This window comes from Streptomyces sp. SID11385 (assembly GCF_010548245.1).
Taxonomy (GTDB): domain Bacteria; phylum Actinomycetota; class Actinomycetes; order Streptomycetales; family Streptomycetaceae; genus Streptomyces.
This window is the reverse complement of the sequence record NZ_JAAGLR010000912.1, coordinates 1-23,809: the sequence shown is the minus strand read 5'-3', so window position 1 is coordinate 23,809 and position 23,809 is coordinate 1. Positions and strand designations below refer to the sequence as shown.

The 23,809-nt window shown below is 72.9% G+C and carries 20 protein-coding genes and 1 pseudogene; 9 read left to right on the top strand and 12 right to left on the bottom strand.

The annotated features are described in order from the left end of the window. Positions 1 to 935, bottom strand: a 935-nt coding sequence (locus G3I42_RS27930) for a DEAD/DEAH box helicase (RefSeq protein ID WP_164290500.1), incomplete at its 3' end; no start/stop codon positions are given. 37 nt (positions 936 to 972) lie between these two features. Continuing rightward, positions 973 to 1,842 carry a class I SAM-dependent methyltransferase gene (locus G3I42_RS27925; RefSeq protein WP_164290498.1) on the bottom strand — a complete coding sequence of 290 codons (870 nt, stop codon included), beginning with the start codon at positions 1,840 to 1,842 and terminating at the stop codon, positions 973 to 975. A gap of 339 nt (positions 1,843 to 2,181) precedes the next feature. Between G3I42_RS27925 and rpsA the strand changes: the two genes are divergently transcribed. The 5 genes from rpsA to G3I42_RS27900 all read left to right on the top strand — a co-directional run bounded on the left by rpsA (position 2,182) and on the right by G3I42_RS27900 (position 7,904). After that, a complete protein-coding gene (gene rpsA / locus G3I42_RS27920; protein ID WP_164290496.1) occupies positions 2,182 to 3,696 on the top strand; it encodes a 30S ribosomal protein S1 in 1,515 nt (504 codons plus the stop codon). A 285-nt stretch (positions 3,697 to 3,981) separates the two neighbouring features. Further along, the gene (locus tag G3I42_RS27915; RefSeq protein WP_164290494.1) at positions 3,982 to 5,586 is read left to right on the top strand and encodes a flavin monoamine oxidase family protein; all 1,605 of its coding nucleotides are present in this window, start codon (positions 3,982 to 3,984) and stop codon (positions 5,584 to 5,586) included. Positions 5,587 to 5,741: 155 nt separating this feature from the next. After that, positions 5,742 to 6,680 carry a PAC2 family protein gene (locus G3I42_RS27910; protein WP_164290492.1) on the top strand — a complete coding sequence of 313 codons (939 nt, stop codon included), beginning with the start codon at positions 5,742 to 5,744 and terminating at the stop codon, positions 6,678 to 6,680. A gap of 126 nt (positions 6,681 to 6,806) precedes the next feature. Then, on the top strand, positions 6,807 to 7,445 hold the full coding sequence (gene coaE, locus G3I42_RS27905) for a dephospho-CoA kinase (protein WP_164290490.1): 639 nt from the start codon (positions 6,807 to 6,809) through the stop codon (positions 7,443 to 7,445). 75 nt (positions 7,446 to 7,520) lie between these two features. Beyond that, positions 7,521 to 7,904: a tetratricopeptide repeat protein gene (locus G3I42_RS27900; RefSeq protein ID WP_164290488.1), complete on the top strand. Its 384-nt coding sequence runs from the start codon at positions 7,521 to 7,523 to the stop codon at positions 7,902 to 7,904. 52 nt (positions 7,905 to 7,956) lie between these two features. On the opposite strand, the gene G3I42_RS27895 is transcribed toward G3I42_RS27900, so the two are convergent. Beyond that, positions 7,957 to 8,274, bottom strand: a complete 318-nt coding sequence (locus tag G3I42_RS27895) for a DUF6343 family protein (RefSeq protein ID WP_203607441.1) — start codon at positions 8,272 to 8,274, stop codon at positions 7,957 to 7,959. Between the two features lie 148 nt (positions 8,275 to 8,422). Here G3I42_RS27895 and G3I42_RS27890 point away from each other — a divergent pair, with 148 nt between their 5' ends. After that, the gene (locus tag G3I42_RS27890) at positions 8,423 to 9,124 is read left to right on the top strand and encodes a class I SAM-dependent methyltransferase (protein ID WP_164290486.1); all 702 of its coding nucleotides are present in this window, start codon (positions 8,423 to 8,425) and stop codon (positions 9,122 to 9,124) included. 83 nt (positions 9,125 to 9,207) lie between these two features. Here G3I42_RS27890 and G3I42_RS27885 read toward each other — a convergent pair whose 3' ends face one another. From G3I42_RS27885 to G3I42_RS27865, 5 genes are all read right to left on the bottom strand, one after another. After that, entirely contained in the window at positions 9,208 to 10,677 is a 1,470-nt protein-coding gene (locus G3I42_RS27885; protein WP_164290485.1) for a cellulose binding domain-containing protein, read from the bottom strand. After that, positions 10,677 to 12,221, bottom strand: a complete 1,545-nt coding sequence (locus G3I42_RS27880; RefSeq protein WP_164290483.1) for a beta-N-acetylhexosaminidase — start codon at positions 12,219 to 12,221, stop codon at positions 10,677 to 10,679. The genes G3I42_RS27885 and G3I42_RS27880 overlap by 1 nt, the downstream gene beginning before the upstream one ends. Positions 12,222 to 12,353: 132 nt before the next feature. Next, entirely contained in the window at positions 12,354 to 13,259 is a 906-nt protein-coding gene (locus G3I42_RS27875; protein WP_164290481.1) for a carbohydrate ABC transporter permease, read from the bottom strand. Then, a complete protein-coding gene (locus tag G3I42_RS27870) occupies positions 13,256 to 14,137 on the bottom strand; it encodes a sugar ABC transporter permease (protein WP_164290503.1) in 882 nt (293 codons plus the stop codon). Before G3I42_RS27870 ends, G3I42_RS27875 begins: the two co-directional genes overlap by 4 nt. A gap of 170 nt (positions 14,138 to 14,307) precedes the next feature. Continuing rightward, complete coding sequence (locus G3I42_RS27865) at positions 14,308 to 15,591, bottom strand: extracellular solute-binding protein (protein ID WP_164290479.1); 1,284 nt, start codon at positions 15,589 to 15,591, stop codon at positions 14,308 to 14,310. 623 nt (positions 15,592 to 16,214) lie between these two features. On the opposite strand from G3I42_RS27865, the gene G3I42_RS27860 reads away from it, so the two are divergent. Beyond that, complete coding sequence (locus G3I42_RS27860) at positions 16,215 to 17,024, top strand: GntR family transcriptional regulator (RefSeq protein WP_164290477.1); 810 nt, start codon at positions 16,215 to 16,217, stop codon at positions 17,022 to 17,024. A gap of 160 nt (positions 17,025 to 17,184) precedes the next feature. Here G3I42_RS27860 and G3I42_RS27855 read toward each other — a convergent pair whose 3' ends face one another. Beyond that, complete coding sequence (locus tag G3I42_RS27855) at positions 17,185 to 17,628, bottom strand: S4 domain-containing protein (RefSeq protein ID WP_164290475.1); 444 nt, start codon at positions 17,626 to 17,628, stop codon at positions 17,185 to 17,187. 250 nt (positions 17,629 to 17,878) lie between these two features. On the opposite strand from G3I42_RS27855, the pseudogene G3I42_RS27850 reads away from it, so the two are divergent. Further along, positions 17,879 to 18,484, top strand: a pseudogene (locus G3I42_RS27850) (N-acetyltransferase); the annotation flags it as partial. Between the two features lie 432 nt (positions 18,485 to 18,916). Here the strand turns inward: G3I42_RS27850 and G3I42_RS27845 are convergent. Beyond that, positions 18,917 to 19,666, bottom strand: a complete 750-nt coding sequence (locus G3I42_RS27845) for a uracil-DNA glycosylase (RefSeq protein ID WP_164290473.1) — start codon at positions 19,664 to 19,666, stop codon at positions 18,917 to 18,919. Between the two features lie 154 nt (positions 19,667 to 19,820). Beyond that, positions 19,821 to 22,043 carry an NADP-dependent isocitrate dehydrogenase gene (locus G3I42_RS27840; protein WP_164290471.1) on the bottom strand — a complete coding sequence of 741 codons (2,223 nt, stop codon included), beginning with the start codon at positions 22,041 to 22,043 and terminating at the stop codon, positions 19,821 to 19,823. Positions 22,044 to 22,356: 313 nt separating this feature from the next. Between G3I42_RS27840 and pip the strand changes: the two genes are divergently transcribed. Further along, positions 22,357 to 23,328: a prolyl aminopeptidase gene (gene pip, locus G3I42_RS27835; protein WP_164290469.1), complete on the top strand. Its 972-nt coding sequence runs from the start codon at positions 22,357 to 22,359 to the stop codon at positions 23,326 to 23,328. A 27-nt stretch (positions 23,329 to 23,355) separates the two neighbouring features. On the opposite strand, the gene G3I42_RS27830 is transcribed toward pip, so the two are convergent. Further along, on the bottom strand, positions 23,356 to 23,809 hold a 454-nt coding region (locus tag G3I42_RS27830), incomplete at its 5' end, for a GNAT family N-acetyltransferase (protein WP_164290467.1).

The following is a 23,809-nucleotide window of genomic DNA, read 5'->3' as shown; positions in this document are numbered from 1 at the left end:
CCCGCGTCCACGACGACCCGCACCCCCGGCACGGTCAGCGAGGACTCGGCGACCGAGGTCGCCAGCACGACCCTGCGCCGCGCGCCCGGACCCGCGAGCACCGCGTCCTGCGTCTCGGCCGGAGCCCGCCCGTGCACCTGGAGCACGTCCAGCTCCGGCTCCCCGGCGAGCAGCCCCGCGACCTTCGCGATCTCCCCGACCCCCGGCAGGAAGCACAGCACGTCCCCGGTCCGCTCGGCGAGCGCCTGCCGCACGACGGCCGCGACGTGCTGGAGCTGCGCGGGGTCCACGCGCAGCCCGTGCGGCGGCCGGAAGGGCCGCCGGGGCGGCGCCCACACCGTCTCCACCGGGTACGAGACCCCCTCGGCGCGCACGACGGGCGCGCCGCCTTCCCCGAGCAGCCGCGCCCAGCCCTCCGCGTCCGTCGTCGCCGAGGCGGCGAGCAGCCGCAACTCGGGCCGCAGCGCCGCCCGTACGTCCAGGAGGAAGGCCGTCGCCGTGTCCGCGTCGAGGTGCCGCTCGTGGCACTCGTCGAGGATCACGAGGTCCACGCCCGCGAGTTCCTGATCGCGCTGGAGCCGCTGGAGCAGGACGCCCGTCGTGACGACCTCGACGCGGGTCCGAGGGCCGGTGCGCCGCTCGCCGCGCACCCGGAAGCCGACGTGCTCGCCCACCTCCTCGCCGAGCAGCCACGCCATGCGCCGCGCGGCGGCCCGCACCGCGATCCTGCGCGGCTCCGCGACGAGCACTCGCCGCGCGGGCGTCCCGTCCCCGAGCAGCCCCGCGAGCGCGAGCGGCACGAGCGTCGTCTTGCCGCTGCCGGGAGGCGCGGTGAGCACCGCCGTACCGCCCGCGCCCTCCCCGTACAACGCGGTGGCGAGCGCGGGCAGGGCGGTGCGGACGGGCAGGGCGTCGAGCGCGGCGGTACGGATCACGGGCCCAAGTCTCGCGCAGCGGCCGGGCGGGCGGCCCTCAGGCGTCCTTCGCGCACACGAAGATCGCCGTGCCCGGGATGAGATGCCCGCGCAGCGGGGACCAGCCGCCCCACTCCTGCGTGTTCCACTCCGGCCACTCCGGCTCGACGAGGTCCACGAGGCGCAGGCCCGCGCGCACGACGTCGCGGACGCGGTCGCCGACCGTGCGGTGGTGCTCCACGTACACCGCCTCGCCGTCCTCGCCCTCCTCCACGTACGGCGTGCGGTCGAAGTACGAGCCCGAGACGCTCAGGCCCTCGGGGCCGGGCTCGTCGGGGAAGGCCCAGCGCAGCGGGTGGGTCACCGAGAAGACGAAGCGTCCGCCGGGCCGCAGCACGCGCCGCACCTCGCGCAGCACCCGTACCGGATCGGCGACGAACGGCAGCGCCCCGTACGCCGAACAGGCCACGTCGAAGGAGGAGTCGGCGAAGGGCAGCGCGCTCGCGTCCGCCTCGACGAGCGGGAAGCGCGCGGAGTGCTCCTCGGCGATGCGCAGCGCGTGCTGGAGCTGGCGGTGCGCGAGGTCGAGCGCGACGGGGCGGGCGCCCTGCGCCGCGAGCCACCGCGAGCACTGGGCCGCGCCCGCGCCGATCTCCAGGACGTCCTTGCCCGCCAGCTCCTCCGCGGGGCCGAGGAGCTGCGCCTCCACCTCGTCGAGCCCTTCGGGGCCCCAGACGAAGCGGTCGTCGCCGAGGAAGGTGCCGTGCTCGGCCTGGTACTCGTCCGCGTTGCCGTTCCACCAGCCGCGATTGGCGCGGCTGCTCTCGGTGACGCTCGCCGCACGCCGCGTGGCCGTGACGGTCTCGTCCCCGGCGGTCTCGTCCGCCGGGTCGAAGGGGATCTCGGGGGCTTGGATGATGTGCTCCATCGTCGTACTGTTCGCCCCAGCCCTCGCCGCCGGCCCCTCAAGGGGGCGCCGTACGGCGGGCGTCGGGGCGTCGTGTGCCGGGAATGCGGGGATCGCCCTCGCGTGGGCGCCTTCGCGCATTGACCCTGTCCGGCTGCCCCCGTATGCTACAAGTTGCGCTGCGAGCCTGCGCTCCTCAGACCTAGCAGGCGGTGCTCGCAACTGTTGTTTGTCTCGCGGTTCGAGGCGGCCGGCCCCTGGGGGCGGCGGCCCCGCGCCGCTCGGGCTCCACAGTGCGAAATGGGCTCCAGCGCTAGCAGTGCCTACGACTTCAATGTCCGTACCGGAGCCCTTACCCACATGACGAGCAGCACCGAGACCACCGCCACCACCCCGCAGGTAGCGGTCAACGACATCGGTAACGAGGAAGCCTTCCTCGCCGCGATCGACGAGACGATCAAGTACTTCAACGACGGCGACATCGTCGACGGCGTCATCGTGAAGGTCGACCGGGACGAGGTCCTGCTCGACATCGGTTACAAGACCGAAGGCGTCATCCCCTCCCGCGAGCTTTCGATCAAGCACGACGTCGACCCCAACGAGGTCGTCAAGGTCGGCGACGAGATCGAGGCCCTTGTTCTCCAGAAGGAGGACAAGGAAGGTCGGCTCATCCTGTCCAAGAAGCGCGCCCAGTACGAGCGCGCCTGGGGCACGATCGAGAAGATCAAGGAAGAGGACGGCATCGTCACCGGTACCGTCATCGAGGTCGTCAAGGGTGGTCTCATCCTCGACATCGGCCTCCGCGGCTTCCTCCCGGCCTCCCTGGTCGAGATGCGCCGCGTCCGCGACCTCCAGCCCTACGTGGGCAAGGAGCTCGAGGCGAAGATCATCGAGCTGGACAAGAACCGCAACAACGTGGTCCTGTCCCGCCGCGCCTGGCTGGAGCAGACCCAGTCCGAGGTGCGCCAGACCTTCCTCACGACCCTCCAGAAGGGTCAGGTCCGCTCCGGCGTCGTCTCCTCCATCGTCAACTTCGGTGCCTTCGTGGACCTGGGCGGCGTGGACGGTCTCGTGCACGTCTCCGAGCTGTCCTGGAAGCACATCGACCACCCCTCCGAGGTCGTCGAGGTCGGCCAGGAGGTCACGGTCGAGGTTCTCGACGTGGACATGGACCGCGAGCGCGTCTCCCTGTCGCTCAAGGCGACGCAGGAAGACCCGTGGCAGCAGTTCGCCCGGACGCACCAGATCGGTCAGGTCGTCCCCGGCAAGGTCACCAAGCTCGTTCCCTTCGGCGCGTTCGTCCGCGTCGACGAGGGCATCGAGGGCCTGGTCCACATCTCCGAGCTGGCCGAGCGCCACGTGGAGATCCCGGAGCAGGTCGTCCAGGTCAACGACGAGATCTTCGTCAAGGTCATCGACATCGACCTGGAGCGCCGCCGCATCAGCCTCTCGCTGAAGCAGGCCAACGAGGCCTTCGGCGCCGACCCGGCCTCGGTCGAGTTCGACCCGACCCTGTACGGCATGGCCGCGTCCTACGACGACCAGGGCAACTACATCTACCCCGAGGGCTTCGACCCCGAGACCAACGACTGGCTCGAGGGGTACGAGAAGCAGCGCGAGGAGTGGGAGGGCCAGTACGCCGAGGCCCAGACCCGCTTCGAGCAGCACCAGGCCCAGGTCATCAAGTCCCGCGAGGCCGACGAGCAGGCCGCGGCCGAGGGCACCGAGGCGGCTCCGGCCGCTGCGGGTGCCTCCACCAGCAACGGTGGCGGCGGCGGTTCGTACTCCTCGGACACGGGCGACCAGTCGGGTGCCCTGGCCTCCGACGAGGCGCTCGCCGCTCTGCGCGAGAAGCTGGCCGGCGGCCAGAGCTGAACCTCTTCCCGGCGTCGGGTAAACGCCGGGAACGGTAGGCAGTAGCAGTACGGAGTCCCGGTCCCCCTTCCGGTGGGGGCCGGGACTCCGTCGTGTGCGGGCTCGTCCGGGTCCGGTGCGGCTCGTCCGGCCCGTCCCGCGGGCCGCTCCGGTCTCGTAACAACCGGAAACGTGTGCGATACACCTGCGGGCCCCGCTCCGTAACGCCCCGCTGCGAAGCTCCTCGCCATCCAAGATCACGCCCGGCCGCCACCGGTGCGTGTCCCGAGGGAGAGGAAGCCGCACGTGGAAGAGATGCAGCCCGGTACGAGTCGTCGTTCCTTCCTGCGCAACGTCGGTGTGACCGGCGGCGCGGGCGTCATGTTCGCCACCATGGGCGCCCTCGGGCTCGCCCCCGACGCCGCCGCGGCGGCCCGCCACGAACCCGCGTTCACCGCGCCGCGCACCGGCGACTTCACGCTGCGCGGCAAGGCGGCGGCCAAGGTCGTCGTCATCGGCGGCGGCATCGCCGGGCTCGCCTGTGCCTACGAACTCGGCAAGGCCGGCTACGACTGCACGATCCTGGAGGCCCGCGAGCGCACCGGGGGCCGCAACTTCACCGTGCGCGGCGGCGACACCACCGTCGACCTGAACGGCCACCGCCAGACCGCCCGTTTCTCCCCGGGCCAGTACATGAACGCCGGTCCCGGCCGCATCGCGCAGTGGATGATCACCCTCGACTACTGTCGCGAACTCGGCGTCCCCATCGAGGTCTTCACCAACACCAACGCGAGCGCCTACCTCTACAACGAGCAGGCCGGGATGAAGACCCCGGTCCGCTACCGCACCGCGAAAGCGGACGTCTACGGCTACGTCTCCGAACTCCTCGCCAAGGCCACCGACCGCGGCGCCCTCGACAAGGAACTCACCGCCGACGACCGCGAACGCCTCCAGAGCTTCCTGAAGTCCTTCGGCGACCTGGGAGCCGACCGCGCGTACAAGGGCAGTGAGCGCCGCGGCTACCTCACCGACCCGGGCGCGGCCGGCAGTCCCGGCGAGGAACTCGGCTCCCCCGCCGCCGTGTCCGAGGTCTTCGCCTCCAACGTCGGCCGCTACTTCTCCTTCGAGTTCGGCTACGACCAGGCCATGCTCATGTTCCAGCCCGTCGGCGGCATGGACCGGATACCCGCCGCGCTCACGCGTGCGATAGGCGAGCGGCGCATCCGCACCGGAGCCGCCGTCACCGACCTCAAGAACACGGCGCACGGCGTCACCGTCACGTACACGCGGGGCGGTCGCGAGCACCGCGTCGACGCCGACTACTGCGTCGCGGCGCTGCCGCCCAACATCCTCGCCAAGACCTCCCACAACCTCGGCCCGGCGGTGCAGAGCGCCCTGGAGGCGTGCAAGCCCTCCTCGGCCGGGAAGATCGGCCTGGAGTACCGCACCCGCTGGTGGGAGACCGAGCACCGCCTCTACGGCGGCATCACCGAGACCGACATGGACCTCGACCACATCTGGTACCCCTCGCACGGCTACCACGAGGACCGGGGCCTCCTCATCGGCTACTACAACACCGGCACCCACGCCGACTCCTACGCGGCGCTCACCCCCAAGGAGCGCGAGGCGCGCGCCGTCGCGCAGGGCGTCAAGATCCACGGCGAGTCCTACCGCAAGCACCTCACCTCGTCGTTCTCGCACCACTGGCGGCAGACCCCCTACCTCGAAGCGTCCTGGCACTCGCTCGCCGGCGGCCCCGACGCACCGGCCTTCGCACCGCTCAACGAGCCCGCCGGGCACGTCTACTTCGCGGGCGACTGGCTCAGCTATCTCGACGCCTGGCAGCACGGCGCGTTCTCCTCGGCGCGCAAGGTCGTGGGGAGCCTGCACCGGCGCGTGCTCAACGGCTGAGCGGGGAGGGCGGGGCGTGGCCTCGGGGCGGACCCCTCGCCCGGGTTCCCCGACCGGATGTGATCAAGTGTGATCAAGGGGGGCGGTGCGGGAATGTTCCGTGCCGCCCCCGGCGTTCTCGTCCACGGAGTAAGAGAGGACCGGAGGGCCTTACCGTGCTTGATCCGCAGGATTTGTACTCATGGGTGCCGAAGGGCCTGGCGGTGGTCGACACCGCGCTGGCCCAGGAGTCCGCCGGGCTCGTCATGCTGTGCCACTTCGACGGCTACATCGACGCCGGGGAGACCGGCGACCAGATCGTGGAGCGCATGCTCGACACGCTCCCGCACCAGGTCGTCGCCCGTTTCGACCACGACCGCCTCGTCGACTACCGGGCCCGCAGGCCGCTGCTCACCTTCCGCCGCGACCGGTGGACGGACTACGAGGAGCCGGTCATCGAGGTCCACCTCGTCCAGGACGCCACCGGCGCGCCCTTCCTGCTGCTCAGCGGCCCCGAACCGGACGTCGAGTGGGAGCGGTTCGCCGCCGCCGTCGGCCAGATCGTCGAGCGCCTCGGCGTCCGCCTCGTCGCCGACATCTACGGCATCCCGATGGGCGTCCCGCACACCCGCCCCGTCGGCCTCACCCCGCACGGCAACCGCAGCGACCTCGTCCCCGGCCACCCGAGCCCCTTCGAGCAGGCCCAGGTCCCCGGCTCCGCGGGCGCCGTCGTGCAGTACCGCCTCGGCCAGGCGGGCCACGACATCCTCGGCATCGCCGCGCACGTCCCGCACTACCTCGCCCGCTCCGCGTACCCGGACGCCGCGCTCACCGCGCTCGAAGCGTTCACCGCCGCGACCGGGCTGGTCCTCCCCGGACTCGTCCACTCCCTGCGCAACGACGCCCACCGCACCCAGACCGAGATCGAGCGGCAGGTCCGCGAGGGCGACGAGGAACTCGTCTCGCTCGTCCAGGGCCTGGAGCACCAGTACGATGCGGCGGCCGGGGCCCAAGCGCGCGGCAACATGCTCGCCGAGCCCGTCGACATCCCGACCGCCGACGAGATCGGCCGCGAGTTCGAACAGTTCCTCGCCGAACGGGAGGGGGACGCCTGAGCGGCGGGTGAGCGCGGGGGACGTCTCATGGTGTGCGACGCCGCACGGCTGAGAACCCCGACGAGCGGGGGACGCGCGCACCGGGCCGCGCTCGGGCGCTTTCGGGGCAGGATCTAGGCTGCGCTCATGCATTCGGTACTTTCGGTGGGGCTGACCGGCGGAATCGGCGCCGGCAAGAGTGAGGTGTCCCGGCTGCTCGTCTCGTACGGGGCCGTACTGATCGACTCCGACCGGATCGCCCGCGAGGTGGTCGAGCCGGGCACCGACGGGCTCGCCGCGGTCGTCGCCGCCTTCGGCCCCGGGGTCCTCGCCCCGGACGGCAGCCTCGACCGGCCACGCCTCGGCGCGCTCGTCTTCTCCGACGACGCGCGCCTGCGCACCCTCAACGGCATCGTCCACCCGCTCGTACGGGAACGCTCCGCGGCCCTCCAGGCGGCGGCCCCGCCCGGTTCCGTCGTCGTCAACGACGTACCCCTCCTCGTCGAGAACGGTCTCCAGTCCCTCTACGACCTCGTCCTCGTCGTCGACGTGAGCCCCGCCACGCAACTGCGCCGCCTGACCGGCGACCGCGGCATGAGCGAGTCCGACGCCCGTGCCCGCATGGCCGCGCAGGCCACCCGGGAGCAGCGCCTCGCCGCCGCCGACCTCGTGATCCCGAACGACGGCACGCGCGAGGAGCTGGCCGCGCGTGTGCGCGAGGTGTGGGGTGTGCTGGAGCGGCGGGCACGGGGCCGGTCGCCGGAGCGGCCTCCTTCGGGGGACTGAGCGCGCGCCCCACGGGGGAGGAATACGCGCGGGCGCTCACGTGTTGCGCCCGTGCCGGGAGAGGAGGGACCCGCTGTGCCCGCGAACAGCCCCGAGGACCACGTCATCGACTACCGCGCCGCCGAGCAACTGCTCGCCGCCAAGGACCCGCGCGGTGCGATCAAGCTGCTCGACAACGTGATCGCCGCGCACCCCGAGAACACCGCCGCGCGCCTGCTGCGCGCCCGCGCCTTCTTCGCTGGGGCGCAACTGCGCGGCGCCGAGCTGGAATTCAGCCTGGTCCTGGAGCGCGAGCCGGACAACGCCTTCGCGCACTTCGCCCTCGCCCGCACCTTCGAGCGCGCCAACCGCCCCGAGGCGGCCCAGCGCCACTTCCGCCTCGCGGCGGCCCTGGACCCGCGACCCGACTACCTGCGGGCGGCGAAGTTCGGCGGGCCCGGCGGGGCGGATCAGGGCTGAGCGGGCGGCACGGGAGCAGGGACCGGGAGGGGCTGAGCGCGGGCTCGTGGGCTCAGCGCCACGGGGACGGCGGCTGCCGGTTCTTGCGCATGCGTACGGAGACGACGACGAGGTCGACCGTCACGAGCAGCCACAACGCCGCGCTCACGGCCGCCCACCCCGGGTGCCCGGTGAGGACGAAGACCACGGTCGCCGCGATCGTCACCACCTCGCCCCACACGCTGAGCGCCAGCCGCAGGCCCAGCGGGCTGCGCGCGGTGAGCGGCTCCGTGCCGCTGCGCCCGGGACGCTCGGTGTTCGCCCTGGTCAGATGGCCACCGGCGGCCGCGGAGGTCCGGTGGTGGTGCACGTGGTGCGTTCCAGCAGGCATGACTTTCACCGCTCCCTCGTAGGGGCTCTCCTTCCGGTGTACCTCGATCGGGTGAGGAAGGGAAACGGGGGAACCGGGCCCGCCGCCGAGCCGTTGCCCGGACAGGAGCGCCGCGCGAGGAGGCGGCGCCGAGGGAGGGAGCGGGCACATGGCCGATGAGGGGACCACGACCGCGTACCGGCCGGGGTACGGGGCGAGCGGCCCGGGGGCGCTGACCCCGGACGGCTGCGCGGTCGAGCTGTACAAGCGCCTCCCGGTGCGGGACGAGCCGGACGTCATCGCCTCGGTCGCCCCACCGGGCGCGCGCCTGCTGGAGCTGGGCTGCGGCGCGGGCCGCGTCACGCGTCCGCTGGTGGCGCGCGGCTTCGACGTGACGGCGGTGGACGAGTCGGCGGCGATGCTCGCCGAGGTGCGCGGGGCGCGCACGGTGTGCTCCCCGATCGAGCGGCTGGACCTCGGGGAGACCTTCCCGGTGGTCCTGCTCGCCTCCTTCCTCGTCCACGCGGGGGACGCGGAGGTGCGGCGCGGTCTGCTGCGTACCTGCCGCCGCCACCTCGCGCCGGGCGGCAGCCTGCTCCTCCAGCGCGAGCCCGCCGACGCCCACGACGGCCTCCCGCGCGAGCGGCGCGACCCGGGGCACACCACCCGGATCGTGTCTTCCGTGCCGTACGCCGAAGGGGTCCGCCAGGTGCGTGCCGAGTACGTCTTCGCCGACGCGACCTGGACGCAGACCTTCCTCTCGCGACCACTGGACGACGAGGGTTTCGCCGGGGTGCTCGCGGAGGAGGGGCTGCGTGCGGTGGAGCGGCTGAGCGCGGACGGTGTGTGGTGGCGGGCCGTGGCGGCCTGAGGCCCCGGGCGGAGCGGACGCTCCAAGGGCGCGTGCTCCGGATGCGCGTGCTCCGGATGCGCCCGCTCCGCCCGGGGTGGCGCTCAGGAGTTGGGGACGGTGTCCTCGAAGGCCGTGCCCGCCGTGCGGTAGGCGGCGATCTTCGTGTTCACCTGCTGCGGGGTGAGGACCTGGTCCTTGACGTGCAGGACGTAGTCGATCTGCTCGTCGTAGGCGCGCCGGGTCGTCGAGGTCTGGCCCGCGAGGTCGATGAGCCACTGGTTGAAGTTGATCGACATGGGCGTCTCGGGCAGGTACTTGGCGTCGTGGGTGCCGAACTCGGTGCCGTCGATGTAGTACGTGATCCGCTGGTTGTCGATGGTGAGGACGAGGTCGTGCCAGCCCGCGTAGGACTGGCGGGACTCGGTGTGCTGGTTGACGGCCTCCCAGGGGTCGGGCCGGTAGGTCTCCCAGGAGGTCGTGTACATGATGTTGCCGCTCTCGCCCCAGCCGCCGTTGGGCAGGTACTCGAAGTCGTACTCGCCGTAGTCGTCGTCCATCGGGGCCTTGAGGGCGTTGATGGTGAAGAAGGTCTGCACGAGGTGGTCGCCGTCGGGGCCGCTCTTCGGCGCGTCGGAGAACTTCACCCGGGCCGCGTAGGTGCCGTTCTTGAACTTCGTGGCCTTGGTGAGGACTTCGGTGTGCACGGTGGACTCGCCCGTGCCGGCCGTGGAGGTCTCCAGGTTCATGACGGTGTTGGTGCCGTCCTTCGGGAAGGTCACCTTGCGCGGGTCCCACGTGGCCCCGGCGACCCCGGGCCCGCCGGAGTTGGAGCGCACACTCCAGCCGTGCGCGTCGATCGAAGGGTCGGTCGAGGAGGTGTAGGAGAAGTCGTCGAAGAGCGTGGCGCCGTCACCGGGCGGGTCGGTGGGGTCGGTCGGGTCCGTGGGATCGGTGGGGTCGGTCGGGTCGTTCCCCTCGGGCGCCGTGCCCCAGACCTGGGTGCCGTTGAGGCTCGCGGTGACCTTGTCCCAGGCGCCGTACGAGGTCTTCGCGGCGCTGAAGGAGTAGTCGTCGTTCTGGTTGAGCGGGCCCCAGTCGGCCCGGTAGAAGCGGAGCTGGAGGTCGCCCGTGTCGGCGCCCGGGGCGAGGGTGCCCGCGCCGGAGGTGAAGCCGATCTCCAGGTAGCGGTCGGCGGTGGAGGTGGGGTGGGCGAGGGTGCCGAAGGTGCCGGTGACGTTGGCACAGCCCTTCACGGCCCAGGAGCACGCGAAGCGGTAGGCGGCGGCGTTGTCGGAGCGGAAGTAGTACCGCAGCTTGACCTGACTGAGACTGACCGAGCCGCTGCCGGAGTTGACGACCTTGAACCACGGTTCGGCCTGGTCGGCCCCGGTGGAGCTCTGCCGGTACTGGACGGTGACCGGTTCCCCGGCCGCCTGGGCGGGCAGGGCGGTGAGCGCCGAGCCGACGAGCCCCGCGCCGAGCGCCGCGGCGAGGAGCAGTCTGCGACGGCGGGCGGGACGGGAGGCGGTACCGGGGACGGCGTGCGATGTGCTGCTGGGCAGGGGGGACATCAGCCGGTTTCCTCTCCGGTGGGTGGGGTGTCACTGAACCGGTCCGCGCCCCGGACGCCGAGGGCGTCGAGGCGGAGCCGGTGGCGGGTGAGGCGCGCGCCGAAGTCGTCCCAGTCGCGCCGTGGCGACCAGGCGCGCTCGGCGAGCGCGGTGAGCCGGGGGAAGGCGAGGTACTCCAGGTGGTCCGGGGTGGGCGCGTACTCGCTCCACAGCTGTGCCTGCCGTCCGACGACCTGCCGGGCGGCCTCGGGCTCCCACCCCGGCGGGACGGGATCGGCCTCGTACACCTGGCGCAGGGTGAGCAGCCCGGGCTGGCCGGGGGGCTCGCCCGGCCCCGGGCGCTGCGGGTAGTCGAGGTAGCTGATGCGGTAGGCGGAGGTGATGACCTGGTGGCCGCGGCGGGCGGCGAGGAGGCCGTGGTCCACGTCGCGCCAGGGCAGCACGGTGAATCCGGGCGGCAGGTCGGTGCCGTTCTCGCTCCAGCCGAGCGGGACGCGGCCGTGCGCGGCGAGGTGCCGCCCGACCCGTGCGAGGAACCAGCCGCGCAGCGCGTCCGGCCCCGGCAGCCGCTCGGCGCGCACCCGGTCCAGGGCGCTGGGCGCGTGGTGCCACTCGGCGGTCGGGCACTCGTCGCCGCCGACGTGCACGTGGGGCGAGGGGAAGACGTCCATGACCTCGTCCAGGACCGTACGGACGAAGTCGAGGGACTCCTCGCCCATGCCGAGCACCGTGTCGCACACGCCCCACCGGGTCCACACCGGGAGCGTCCGCGCCGGGTCGTTGCCCAGGTGCGGGTACGCGGCGAGCGCGGCGCGCGTGTGCCCGGGCACCTCGATCTCCGGGACGATCTCGACGCCGCGCGCCTCGGCGTACGCGACGAGGCCGCGCAGTTCCGCCGTCGTGTACGCGCCGCCGTGCGGCACCCCGTCGCCGAGCGTCTCGGCGCGCACGCCGCCGACCTCCGTGAGGCGGGGCAGCGCCGGGACCGGCATGCGCCAGCCCTGGTCGTCGGTGAGGTGCAGTTGCAGGACGTTGAGCTTGTGCAGGGCGAGGAGGTCGACGAGCCGGCGCAGCCACGAGACGGGCTGGAAGTGCCGCGCCACGTCGATCATGAAGCCGCGGTGGGACAGCAGCGGCCGGTCGGTGATCTCCACGCAGGGCAACTCCCAGCGCTCCGCCCGGACCGGACGGGGCACCAGCGCCTCGGTGGGCAGGAGCTGCCGCAGTGTCTGCACGCCGTGCAGGAGCCCGGCCGGGCGGGCCGCGCGCAGCAGCACCGCGTCGGGGGCGACCGTGAGCCCGTACCCCTCCTCGCCGGTGCCGCCGAGCGCGGTGTCGAGCGCGAGGATGATCTGCCCGTCGGGCGCCGCGGGGAGGGGGAAGCCGGTCGCGGGCGTGAGCAGTTCGCGCAGCAGCGCGGCGGCACCCTCGGCGCCGGGGGCGATACGGACGGCCGTGTCGGGGCCGAGGGCGAAGCTGCCGAAGCGGCGCGCGAGTTTCAGCGGCCGGGGCACGAGCGCGAGGGGCTCGCGGGGGGCGGGCATACGGGAGCCTTTCGAGGGGGGTACGGGCATGCGGGCATGGCGGGACGGCGCGGGGCGCTTCGGTGGTGGCGGCCCGTACGGGTGCGGCGGCTTTCGCCACGTACCGGCCTCGCCGTGGGGTGCTCGGGGGCCTCAGCCCTTGACCGCTCCGCTCGTGAGGCCGGCGCCGACGCGGCGCTGGAGGACGAGGAAGAGGATGAGGACGGGCAGTGCGAAGAGCGTCGACGCGGCCATCGTGGCGCCCCAGTCGGTGCCGAAGACGTTGGAGAAGGAGGAGAGCCAGACGGGCAGGGTGCGGTCGTCCTGGTTCTTGATGATCAGCATGTTGGCGAAGGCGAACTCGTTCCACGCCGTGATGCAGCCGAAGAGCGAGGTCGCGAGGAGGCCGGGGGCGAGGAGCGGAAGCGTGACGCGGCGGAAGGCGGCGGCGCGGGTGCAGCCGTCGACCTGGGCCGCCTCCTCCAGCTCGGGCGGGATGCCGCTGAGGAAGGACCGCAGCGTCACGATGGTGAAGGGCAGGGTCAGCATGAACGAGACGAGCGTGAGCATCGAGAGGCGGTCGAGCATCCCGGCGTCCCGCGCGATGATGTACATCGGGATGAGCAGCGCTTCCCAGGGGGCGACCTGGGCGACGAAGACGAGCAGGATGAACGCGCGCCGCCCGCGCCAGCGCAGCCGGGCCACGGCGTAGGCGGCGGCGAGCGCGACGAGCAGCGCGAGCAGGACCGAACTCGCCGTGACGAGCAGGCTGTTGCGCCAGAACCCCCAGAAGCCGTCCGCGTGCACGGCGTCCGAGAAGTGGTCGAAGGTGAGGCTCGTCGGGAAGAAGACCGGCGTCTCGGACTGGATCTGCGCGTTCGGCTTGAGCGCGGTGAGGACCATCCAGTAGACGGGGAAGACGCTCAGGACGAAGACGACGGCGGCGGCGAGGCCGCGGAGGGCGGTGCGGGTGAGGCGGCGGTTGCGCGCGGGCCTCGGGGCGGGCCGGGCCTTCACCGGTGTGATGGCGGGCAGCGGCGGGGCCGCGGGGGCGGTCATGACTCGGCCTCCTGCTCCTGGCGGAACATGCTGCGCAGGTAGGCGATGAGGACGCCGACCAGGAGCAGCACGGTGAGGGTGGAGATCGCGGCGCCGAGGTCGTAACGGTGCAGGGCCTGCGCGACCTGGTAGGCGTAGACGGGCAGTGTCGTGGTCGCCGAGTCGGGGCCGCCCTTGCTCAGCGCCCAGATCTGCGCGAAGCAGCGGAAGACCCAGATCACTTCCAGGCACAGCACGAGCCCGAAGACGGGCCGCAGCAGCGGCAGGGTGACCGAGCGGAAGATCCGCCAGGCCCCGGCGCCGTCCATGCGCGCGGACTCGGTGAGTTCGGCGGGGACGGTGAGCAGCGCGGCATGCAGCGTGATCGCGACGAACGGCACGGACTGCCACGTGATGAGCAGGACGAGGACGGTGAACGTCGCCGGGCCGTGCGCGAACCACGCGTAGTCGTGGAAGGAGTCGAGACCGAGCTTCGTCAGCGCCCAGTTGACGACGCCGAGGCGCGAGGAGAAGAGCCACTGGAAGACCGTCGTCGTCGCGATGACGGGGCTCGCCCAGGCGAGGACGAGGCCGCTGAGCACGAGCGTGCGCGAGACGCGCCCGAGCGAGCGCAGCAGCAGCGCGACGAGCGTCCCGAGGCCGAGGATCAGCACGACGTTGACGAGCGTCCACAGCAGCGTGCGCCGCACGACCCGCCAGAACTCCGGGTCCTTGAGCACCTCTTGGTAGTTGCCGAAGCCGGCCCCGATCGCCCCGCCGCGGATCAGCTCGCCCATCCCGAAGTGCTGGAAGGAGATGACGAGGTTGCGGACGAGGGGGTAGCCGAGCAGGAGCGCGGCGCCGAGCACGGTCGGGGCGACGAGGAGGTACGGCCACAGGGCGGCGAGGCGGGCGCGGGCACCCCGTGCGCCGCGCGGGTCCCGGGCGCTCCGTCCGGCCCGTGGACTCTCGCCGCCCGGCTCGCTTCCTTCGGGCGCGGGGGGTGCGGCGGCGCGGGGGGCCTCCGGGGTGCGCCCGCGCGCACCCCGGAGCGCGCCGTGGGTGTTGCTCACTTCTTCAGGGTCTTGGTGATCGAGGCGGAGGCGTCCTTCGCGGCCTTCGCCGGGTCCGTGCCGGTGAGGACGGCGGTCATGTAGCCCTTGATCGGGTTGGTCGCCTCGACGGCGGCCCACTCCGGGGAGTTGGGCGTCGCGTGGCCCTGGGCGGCGCCCGCGGCCATCGCCGCGGTGCCCTCGTCGTCGGCGACGACCTTCGAGAGCGACGTGCGGTTGGGCACGTAGCTCATCGTCTTGGCCATGTCCGTCTGCCACTTCGTCCCGGCGAGGGCCTTGATCACCTCGTAGGCGGCGTCCTGGTGCGCGGACGCTTCCGGGATCACGAGGTCGGAACCGCCGGTGAAGACGGAGCCGGGCTTGCCCGCGTCCTTGCCCGGCACGGGGAAGAAACCGATCTTGCCCTTGAGCGCGGGCGTCGACTCCTCGACGATCTTCGCGCCGCCCGGCACGGAGATCACTTGCGCGACGTCGCCCTTGGCGAAGACGTCGGCCTGCGGCGGCTTCGCCTCGTCGGAGTCCTTCGGTCCCTTGCCGAGCGACTGGAGGGTCTTGTAGAAGGCCATGCCCTTGAGCGCCTCGGGGGAGTCGAGCGCGCCCTTCCAGGAGTCGCCGTCCTTGACCGCGAGGTCGCCGCCCTCGTCCCAGATGAACCCGGCGAGGGTGTACCAGTTCTGCCCGGGGAGGTAAATGCCCTGTGTCTTGCCCTTGTCGAGCTTGCGGGTATCGCTCAGCCACTCGTCCCGCGTGGCCGGGGGCTTCTTGATGCCGGCCTTGGCGAAGAGGTCCTTGTTGTAGAGCACGACGCGGTTGGCGGCGTACCAGGGAATGCCGTACTGCTTCCCGTCGATCTTCCCCGGCTCCGCGAGACCGGGCAGCCAGTCCGCGCCCTTGAGGTCGGTGACCCGGTCGCTGAGGTCCTTGACCCCGCCGCTCGCCGCGTACTGCGCGACCTGCGTGTTGCCGACCTCGATGACGTCGGGTGCGTCGTTGCTGGCGAGGGCCGCGGTGACCTTCTCGCCGATGCCGTCCCACTCCTGTATCTGGACATCGAGCTTGATCTTCCGGTGCTGCTGCTCGAAGTCCTTGGTGAACCGGCCGAGGAAGTCCTCGGAGACGCTGTCCCGCATGACCCACACGGTGACCTTCTCCGGGCTCTTGGCCGTCCCGGAGCCGCCACCGCTGCCGCTGTCGCCGTCGTCGGAACAGGAGGTCAGACCCGCGAGTCCCGCGAGACTCAGCGCGAGGACAAGCGGGGGAGTGGTAAGCCGCAGCTTCATGGGCACCTCATCAAGGAGTTGACCAGTTGACCACTGGTCAGTGGGTGAGCAAGAAGGTGACACAAGGGGGCGGTGGCGTCAAGAGCCTTGTGCGGCTTGGGAAATGAGGGGGTGGGGGGTGAGGGTGACGGGCGCGACGAGGGGTGCGTCGGGGTGGGGGAGGGGTGGGAGGGGTGAGGAGGTGCGGGGATGTTGTGCCGATTGCCTGACCAGTAGGGTTCACTGGTCAAGTCGGTGGATCGGCCGTCATGATGGGGTGGCTGGTGGCTGGTGGCTGGTGGCTGGTGGCTGGTGGCTGGTGGCTGGTGGCTGGTCGGGCCGGCTGGTTGGCCGGTGTGCGGGGCCGTAGTGGTGGCGAGAGGCGAAAGGGGAGGCGAGCGACGATGGCGGAGCACGAGGCGGGGGGAGTGCCGGGAGTGGGCGGGGAGGCTGTGGCCGAGGTTGCGGCGGGGGGTGAGGCCGGGGCCGTCGCTCGGGGTGGGGCCGCGGGTGGCGCCGGGGCCGGTGGCGCCGGGTCGGGTGGTGGTTCCGGGGGTGGGGGCCCGGCCGCGGCTGGTGCGGGGGCGATCGGTGCGGGGGTGGCCGGTGGTTCCGGGGGTGGGGCCGGTTCCGGAGGGGGTGCGGTGCCGAAACGGGAGCGGGTGCGGGAGTACCTGCTCTCGCTGGTGGAGGCGCGGGCGCCCGGCGAGGCGATCCCGTCGGAGCGGACGCTCAGTGCCCAACTCGGCGTCTCGCGCCCGACGTTGCGTGCCGCCGTCGATGAACTCGTCGCCACCGGGCTGCTCCGCCGCGAGCACGGGCGCGGCATGTTCGTCGCCCCCGCGAAGATCACCCAGGAGCTCGTCTCGGACGACGGCACGCTCTCGGTGCCACTCGCGCAGGGCACGTGGTCGAGCCGCGTCCTGGAGCACTCGGTGATCCAGGCCGGGGCACGCATCGGCCGTCGGCTGCGCCTCTCACCCGCCGCGCGTCTCGTCTACATCGCCCGGCTGCGCCTCGTCGACGGCCACCCCATGGCCATCGAGCACCTCCACATTCCGCAAGAGCTCGTCCCCGGCCTGTCGGCGACCGAACTGGAGGCCGGTGACCTGTACGAACACCTCCGCGAGAGCCATCAGGTGGAGGTGCACGAGGCGACCCAGTCCATCGAGCCGACCGTCGTCAACGAGGCCGAGGCCGACGTCCTCGACGTCCCGCTCCTCTCCCCGGCCCTCCTCATCGAACGCCTCACGACGGATACGACCGGCCGTCCGGTCGAGTACGTCCACTCCGTCTACCGGGGCGATCGCTACCGCATCGTCTCCCGCCTCGCCCTCGGCCCGGCCCGTGACGCCACCCACCCCACCGCCCACCACCCCGGCATCCCCCCGGGCGACCTGGCCCCGGCGGACATCATCGGCTCCTCGACGGTGGGGGACGTGCAGGGAGGGTGAGAGGGCGTGGGTGCGCGAGGTGCCGAGGTGGGGTGGCGCGTGGTGGGCGGCCTGGTGCGGGGTGCGTGTGGTGGGCGGCCGGGTTTCGTATGCCGGGGTGGGAGGTGTGCCGGGAGCCGGGCCGGGGAGTGTGCCGTGCCCGGTCGGCCTCTCGGCTCGCTCAGCCCCGGTCCCGTCCCGCCTCCCACTCGTACGACGGCGGCTGCGGCATCCCCAGGCCGGCGCCACGCAGCCGCTCCATCTCGCGCCGGTCGCGCTTGGTGGGCCGGCCCGCTCCCCGGTCCCTGACACCGGCCGGCGCGACGGCCGCGCGGGGCGGCGGCGGTGGGCTGTTGTCCTCGTAGCACGTGACCGCGACGGGCGCGCCGACGCGCTTGCGGAGCAGGCCCCGTACGACGAGCACCCGGTCGCGCCCCTCGTGCCGCAGGCGCACTTCGTCGCCGACCCGGACGGCCGCCGCCGCCTTGGCCGGGGCGTTGTTGATCCGTACGTGCCCGGCCCGGCAGGACGCCGTCGCCGCCGAGCGCGTCTTCACCATCCGCACCGCCCACAGCCACACATCGACCCGCACACTTCCGGACTCCGTCCCCACCTCGCTCACCATGCCCCCGAGCCTAGACGGCACCACCGACGAAGGGCCCGGCCCGGCGGGGGAGTACGCCAGGAGCGGACCACTCCGGACGGTCACCACGCTTTCGGGTGAGAGGAATTCTGGCTTCGGCGAAGTTATCCACAGATTTGGGCGGGTGGCGGGGGAGGGGGGCCGGGGCCTGGAAGAATTGATGCAGGGGCGCCCCCCTGGGAGGGCGGGGGTCTGTCCTCGGCCCCTGCGCGCGAAAGCTACCCTCCCACCCATGCCCACCCCGCCCCCCACCCACGACCCCCGCCTCCCCCCGCCCCCCGAAACCCGCACCCAGCCCGCCCCCGCCGCCCCGGCCCACCCCCGCCTCCTCCCCGCCCCCCAAGCCCGCGCCCAGCCCGGTTTCCTCCCCGCCGCGCACGCCCTGCTCGCCTCCCTCGTCCGGGACGGGGCCGCCCTCGGCTGGACCGAGCCGCCCGCCTACGACGAGATCGCCGCACTGCTCGACGCCGTGTGCGGAGAGGCCGCGCAGGGGGACGCGGCGCTGTGGGCCGCGTACGACGGACCCCGCCTGCTCGGTCTCGGCTGGTGGCGCCGCTACTCCCGCCCCACCCACCGCCCCCACGCCGACCTGGAAAAACTCGCCGTCGACCCGGCCGCGGCGGGCCGCGGCCTGGGCCGCGCGCTCACCGAAGCCCTCGTCAGCGAGGCCCGCGCCGCCGGTATCGAGGTCCTCACCCTCGACGCCCGCGGCGACAACACCCGCGCCCTGAGCCTCTACCGCTCCCTCGGCTTCACCGAGTACGGCCGCCTTCCCGCCTTCGTCGCGGTCGGCGCCCGCCGCTACGACAAGGTCTTCTGCTCGTACGATCTACGCACCCCGCCCGACCCCGCGCACCGCGCCCTCGCCCGCGTCGTACGCACCGGGGCCGGCTCGCCCGCCCAATGGGACGCCTGGACCCCCGAGGGCCAGTACCTGCTGCTGCACTACCGGCGCGGCAGGGGCACCGTCGAGCGCCACCCGGGGCCCGAGCCCGAGCGGTGGACCGAGGAGTCCTGGCGCGACGGCCGCTCAGCCGTCCTCGCCACGTGGGACGACGGCACGGGCGGAACCACGATCGATTTCCCGGCCTTCCTCGCGGCGAGCGGTCTCACCCCGATCCCCGGCGCGGAGATCTCCGACGCGCCGTGAGGTTCGCCCCTCACGTCGCTCCCGGTCCCGCGGCGAGCGCCCTCCCCCCGGCCCCGGACGCGGTGGCCTCCGACGCCCTCTGAGGCCCCCACCTCACGTCACCCCCGAGCGCGTCGCACCTCAGCGCTCCGCCTCCCCCAACCCCGCCTCCCGCCCCGCTTCCCGCAACACCGCCCGCAGCATCTCCGGGGTCAGCCGTCCCGTGAACGTGTTGCGCTGGCTCACGTGGTAGCACCCGAACACGTCGAGCGGAGCGCCCCCGTCCCGCGCCGGCAGCCGCACCCGGGCGCCGTGGCCGAAGGCGGGGCGCGGGCGGGGTACTTCCCAGGCCGCCGCCGCGAAGGCCGGGAGCGCCGCCTGCCAGCCGAACCCCCCGAGGACCACGACCGCGCGCAGCGTCGGCCGCAGCAGCGTCAGCTCCTCCACCAGCCAGTGGCGGCACGTGTCCCGCTCCTGCGGGGTCGGCCTGTTCGCCGGTGGCGCGCAGTGCACGGGGGACGTCAGCCGGGTCCCGCGCAGGCGCAGCCCGTCGTCGGCCGCGCGGGGGCGCGGCGCGCTCGCGAGGCCGATGTCGTACAGGGCGCGGAAGAGGTCGTCGCCGGCGCGGTCGCCCGTGAACATCCGCCCCGTACGGTTTCCGCCGTGCGCGGCCGGGGCGAGTCCGAGGACGAGCAGCCGCGCGTCCTCGGGTCCGAAACCGGGCACGGGCCGCGCCCAGTACTCCTCGTCCGCGAACGCCGCCCGCTTCACCCGGCCCACTTCCTCCCGCCAGGCCACCAGGCGCGGGCAGGCCCGGCACCGCGTGATGTCCGCGTCGAGCACGTGCAGGTCCCCGCCCGCACCGTCGTGGACCCCGTCACCCAGCACCATGCCCCCACCGTAGGCCCCGGCCCGCGCCCACCCCCGCGACCGGGCCCGAAACGCACCACGGCCCCGCATGCGCAAGGCACACGGGGCCGTGATCGACGGGCGCCGGCCCGTCACACGCCGCACAGGCACCAGCCCGCACCGCGCCCTGCCGGCATCAGCCCTTCAGCGACGCCAGCGCCTCGTTGAAGGTCGCCGACGGACGCATGACCGCCGCCGACTTCGCGGCGTCGGGGCGGTAGTAGCCGCCGATCTCCGCCGGGGAGCCCTGGACGGCGATCAGCTCGCCGACGATCTTCTCCTCGTCGGCCGCGAGCTTCTCGGCCAGCGGGCCGAAGGCGGCGGCCAGCTCCGTGTCCTCGGTCTGCGCGGCCAGCTCCTGCGCCCAGTACGTGGCGAGGTAGAAGTGGCTGCCGCGGTTGTCGATGCCGCCGAGCTTGCGGCTGGGCGACTTGTCCTCGTTGAGGAAGGTGCCGGTGGCGCGGTCCAGGGTGTCCGCGAGGATCTGGGCGCGCGCGTTGCCGGTCTTCTGCGCGAGGTGCTCGAAGCTCACCGCGAGCGCGAGGAACTCGCCGAGCGAGTCCCAGCGCAGGTAGTTCTCCTTGACGAGCTGCTGCACGTGCTTCGGCGCCGAGCCGCCCGCACCGGTCTCGAAGAGGCCGCCGCCGTTCATGAGCGGGACCACGGAGAGCATCTTGGCGCTGGTGCCCAGCTCCAGGATCGGGAAGAGGTCGGTGAGGTAGTCGCGCAGCACGTTGCCGGTCACCGAGATGGTGTCCTCGCCGCGGCGGATGCGCTCCAGGGAGTACGCGATGGCGTCCTCGGGCGACTTGATCTCGATGGTCAGGCCCTCGGTGTCGTGCTCCGGGAGGTACTGCTTGACCTTCGCGATGAGCTGCGCGTCGTGGGCGCGGGTCTCGTCGAGCCAGAAGACGGCGGGGGTCCCGGTGGCGCGGGCGCGCGTCACGGCGAGCTTGACCCAGTCGCGGATCGGCGCGTCCTTCGTCTGGCACATGCGGAAGATGTCGCCCGCGCCGACGGCCTGCTCCAGCACGGCCTCGCCGGCCTTGTTCAGGACGCGGACGGTGCCGGTGACCGGGATCTCGAAGGTCTTGTCGTGGCTGCCGTACTCCTCGGCCTTCTGCGCCATGAGGCCGACGTTCGGCACCGAGCCCATCGTGGCCGGGTCGTAGGCACCGTGCGCACGGCAGTCGTCGATCACGACCTGGTAGATGCCGGAGTAGCTGCTGTCCGGGATGACGGCGAGCGTGTCCGCTTCCTTGCCGTCCTTGTCCCACATGTGACCGGAGGTACGGATCATGGCGGGCATCGAGGCGTCGACGATGACGTCCGAGGGGACGTGCAGGTTCGTGATGCCCTTGTCCGAGTCGACCATCGCGAGCGCGGGGCCCTCGGCCAGCTCGGCCTCGAAGGACTCCTTGATCTTCTGGCCCTCGGGGAGCCCGTCGATGCCCTTGAGGATGCCGCCGAGCCCGTCGTTCGGGGTCAGGCCGGCAGCCGCGAGCTGGTCACCGAACGCGGCGAACGTCTTCGGGAAGAAAGCGCGCACGACGTGACCGAAGATGATCGGGTCGGAGACCTTCATCATCGTCGCCTTGAGGTGCACCGAGAAGAGCACGCCCTCGGCCTTGGCCCGCGCGACCTGCGCGGTCAGGAACTCGCGCAGCGCGGCCACGCGCAGCACCGAGGCGTCCACGACCTCGCCGGCGAGTACGGGTACGGACTCGCGCAGCACCGTCGTCGAGCCGTCGTCGCCGTTCAGCTCGATGCGCAGGCTGTCGTCGGCCGGGAGGACCGCGGACTTCTCGGTCGAGCGGAAGTCGTCGTTCGTCATCGTCGCGACGTTCGTCTTCGACTCGGGGGTCCAGGCGCCCATGCGGTGCGGGTGCGCCTTCGCGTAGTTCTTCACCGACGCCGGGGCGCGGCGGTCGGAGTTGCCCTCGCGCAGGACCGGGTTGACGGCCGAGCCCTTGACCTTGTCGTAGCGGGCGCGGACGTCCTTGTCCTTGTCCGTCCGGGGGTCGTCCGGGTAGTCCGGCAGCGCGTAGCCCTGCGCCTGGAGCTCGGCGATCGCGGCCTTGAGCTGCGGGATCGACGCCGAGATGTTCGGCAGCTTGATGATGTTCGCCTCGGGCGTCTGCGCGAGGCGGCCCAGCTCGGCGAGGGCGTCCTCGATGCGCTGGCCCTCCTCCAGCCACTCCGGGAAGCTCGCGATGATGCGGCCGGACAGCGAGATGTCGCGGCTCTCCACGCCGACCCCGGCGGTGGAGGCGTACGCCTCGATGACCGGCAGGAACGAGTACGTCGCCAGCGCGGGCGCCTCGTCGGTGTGCGTGTAGATGATGGTCGAGTCAGTCACCGGGTGCTCCGCTCCGTCTCCACTGTCTGCGTCTTGCTGGTACTGCGGGTCTTGCTGATGCTGCGGGGTACTGCTGGTACCGCTGATGTTGCTTGTGTGCGGGTCGTGCCTGTCTTGCTTCGCGTCTTTTCAATATTGCTCGATATCAAGATATCCCGAGAGGGCGGCTCTCCCGAAAGGGCCCTTCGTCCTGCGGACGGCGGCACGGGCACCGCACCGGCGCGGTACGGGCGCGACACGGGTGCCGCACCGGCGCGGTACGGGCAGCGCAAATCCCTCGCCCCGGCCCGCGCCGCTCTCGTACGCTGCCGGGATGCCCGCTCCCGTACCGCTGCACCCCGACTCCGCCCCGTACGCCCACGGGCATCTCCCCACCGACGACGGACACGAGCTGTACTGGGAGACCTGCGGCAATCCCGAGGGCCTGCCCGCCCTCGTCCTGCACGGCGGCCCCGGCTCGGGCTGCTCGCCCGGCTTCCGACGCTACTTCGATCCGGCCCGCTACCGGATCGTGCTGCTCGACCAGCGCGGAGCGGGCCGCAGCCGCCCGCACGCCTCCGATCCCGCGCACGATCTCGCCACCAACACCACCCCGCACCTCATCGCCGACCTGGAGGCGCTGCGCGCCCACCTCGGCATCGACCGGTGGCTCGTCTGGGGCGTCTCCTTCGGTTCCTTCCTCGGCCTGCGGTACGCGCAACTGCACCCCGGGCCCGTGCGCGCCCTCGTCCTCACCGGTGTCGCCACGGGCAGCCGCGCCGAGGTCGAGGTCCTGACCCGGGGCCTCGGCCGCTACTCCCCCGAAGCCTTCGCGCGCTTTCGCGCGGGAGTGCCGCGAGAGGCGCGCGACGGAGACCTCGCCGCCGCCTACCGCGACCTCCTCGCCTCGCCCGACCCGGCCGTGCGCGCCCTCGCCGCGCGCGACTGGACGGACTGGGAGACCGCGATCATCCCCGCCCCGCCCCGCTCCGAACCGCGCTACGAGGACCCCCGCTTCCGCCTCGGCTTCGTCCGCACCGTCACGCACTACTGGAGCCAGGACCACTTCGTCGGCGGCGACGAGGTCGTCCTGCGCGAGGCCCACCGCCTGCGCGGCATCCCCGGCACCCTCGTCCAGGGCCTCCTCGACCCCGGCAACCTCACCGGCGCCGTCCACCGCCTCGCCGCCGCCTGGCCCGAGGCGACCCTGCACGTCGTCAACGACGGCGTCCACGGCGCCAACGCCGAGATGGCCGGACACCTCGTCGCCGCGACCGACCACTACGCGGACGAGGCCGGGGCCTGAGGCGCGGGGCCCCGCCCCCGGCCCCGCTCAGCCCGGCGGCACCGGCAGCACCGCGTGCTCAGTGAAGACCCCGAACGCCCGGAAGCCGAGCCCCCGGTACAGCGGCTCGCCCTCCTCGCTCGCCTGGAGCACCGCCGTCCCGAAGCCCTCGGCACGCGCGGCCCGCAGCGCGGCGAGCGTCACCGCCGTCCCGTGCCCCCGCCGCCGGAACCCGGCCCGCGTCGACACGTTGTACAGCCCCGCGACCCCGTCCGACAGGAACACCTCCGCGCTCGCCACGACCTCGCCCGCCACCTCGCCCACGAAGAGCAGCGCCGGGCACCCGGGGCGCAGCAACGCCTCCGCCGCCTCGGCGTAGAAGCGCGTGACGGTCGCCGCGGGCGGCTCCCAGTTCGCCGCGACGACCGCCGCGAACCCCGCGAGATCCCCGGCCGTCCGCACCCGCCGCACCACCAGCCCGTCCCGCGCCGCGGCCGGGGGC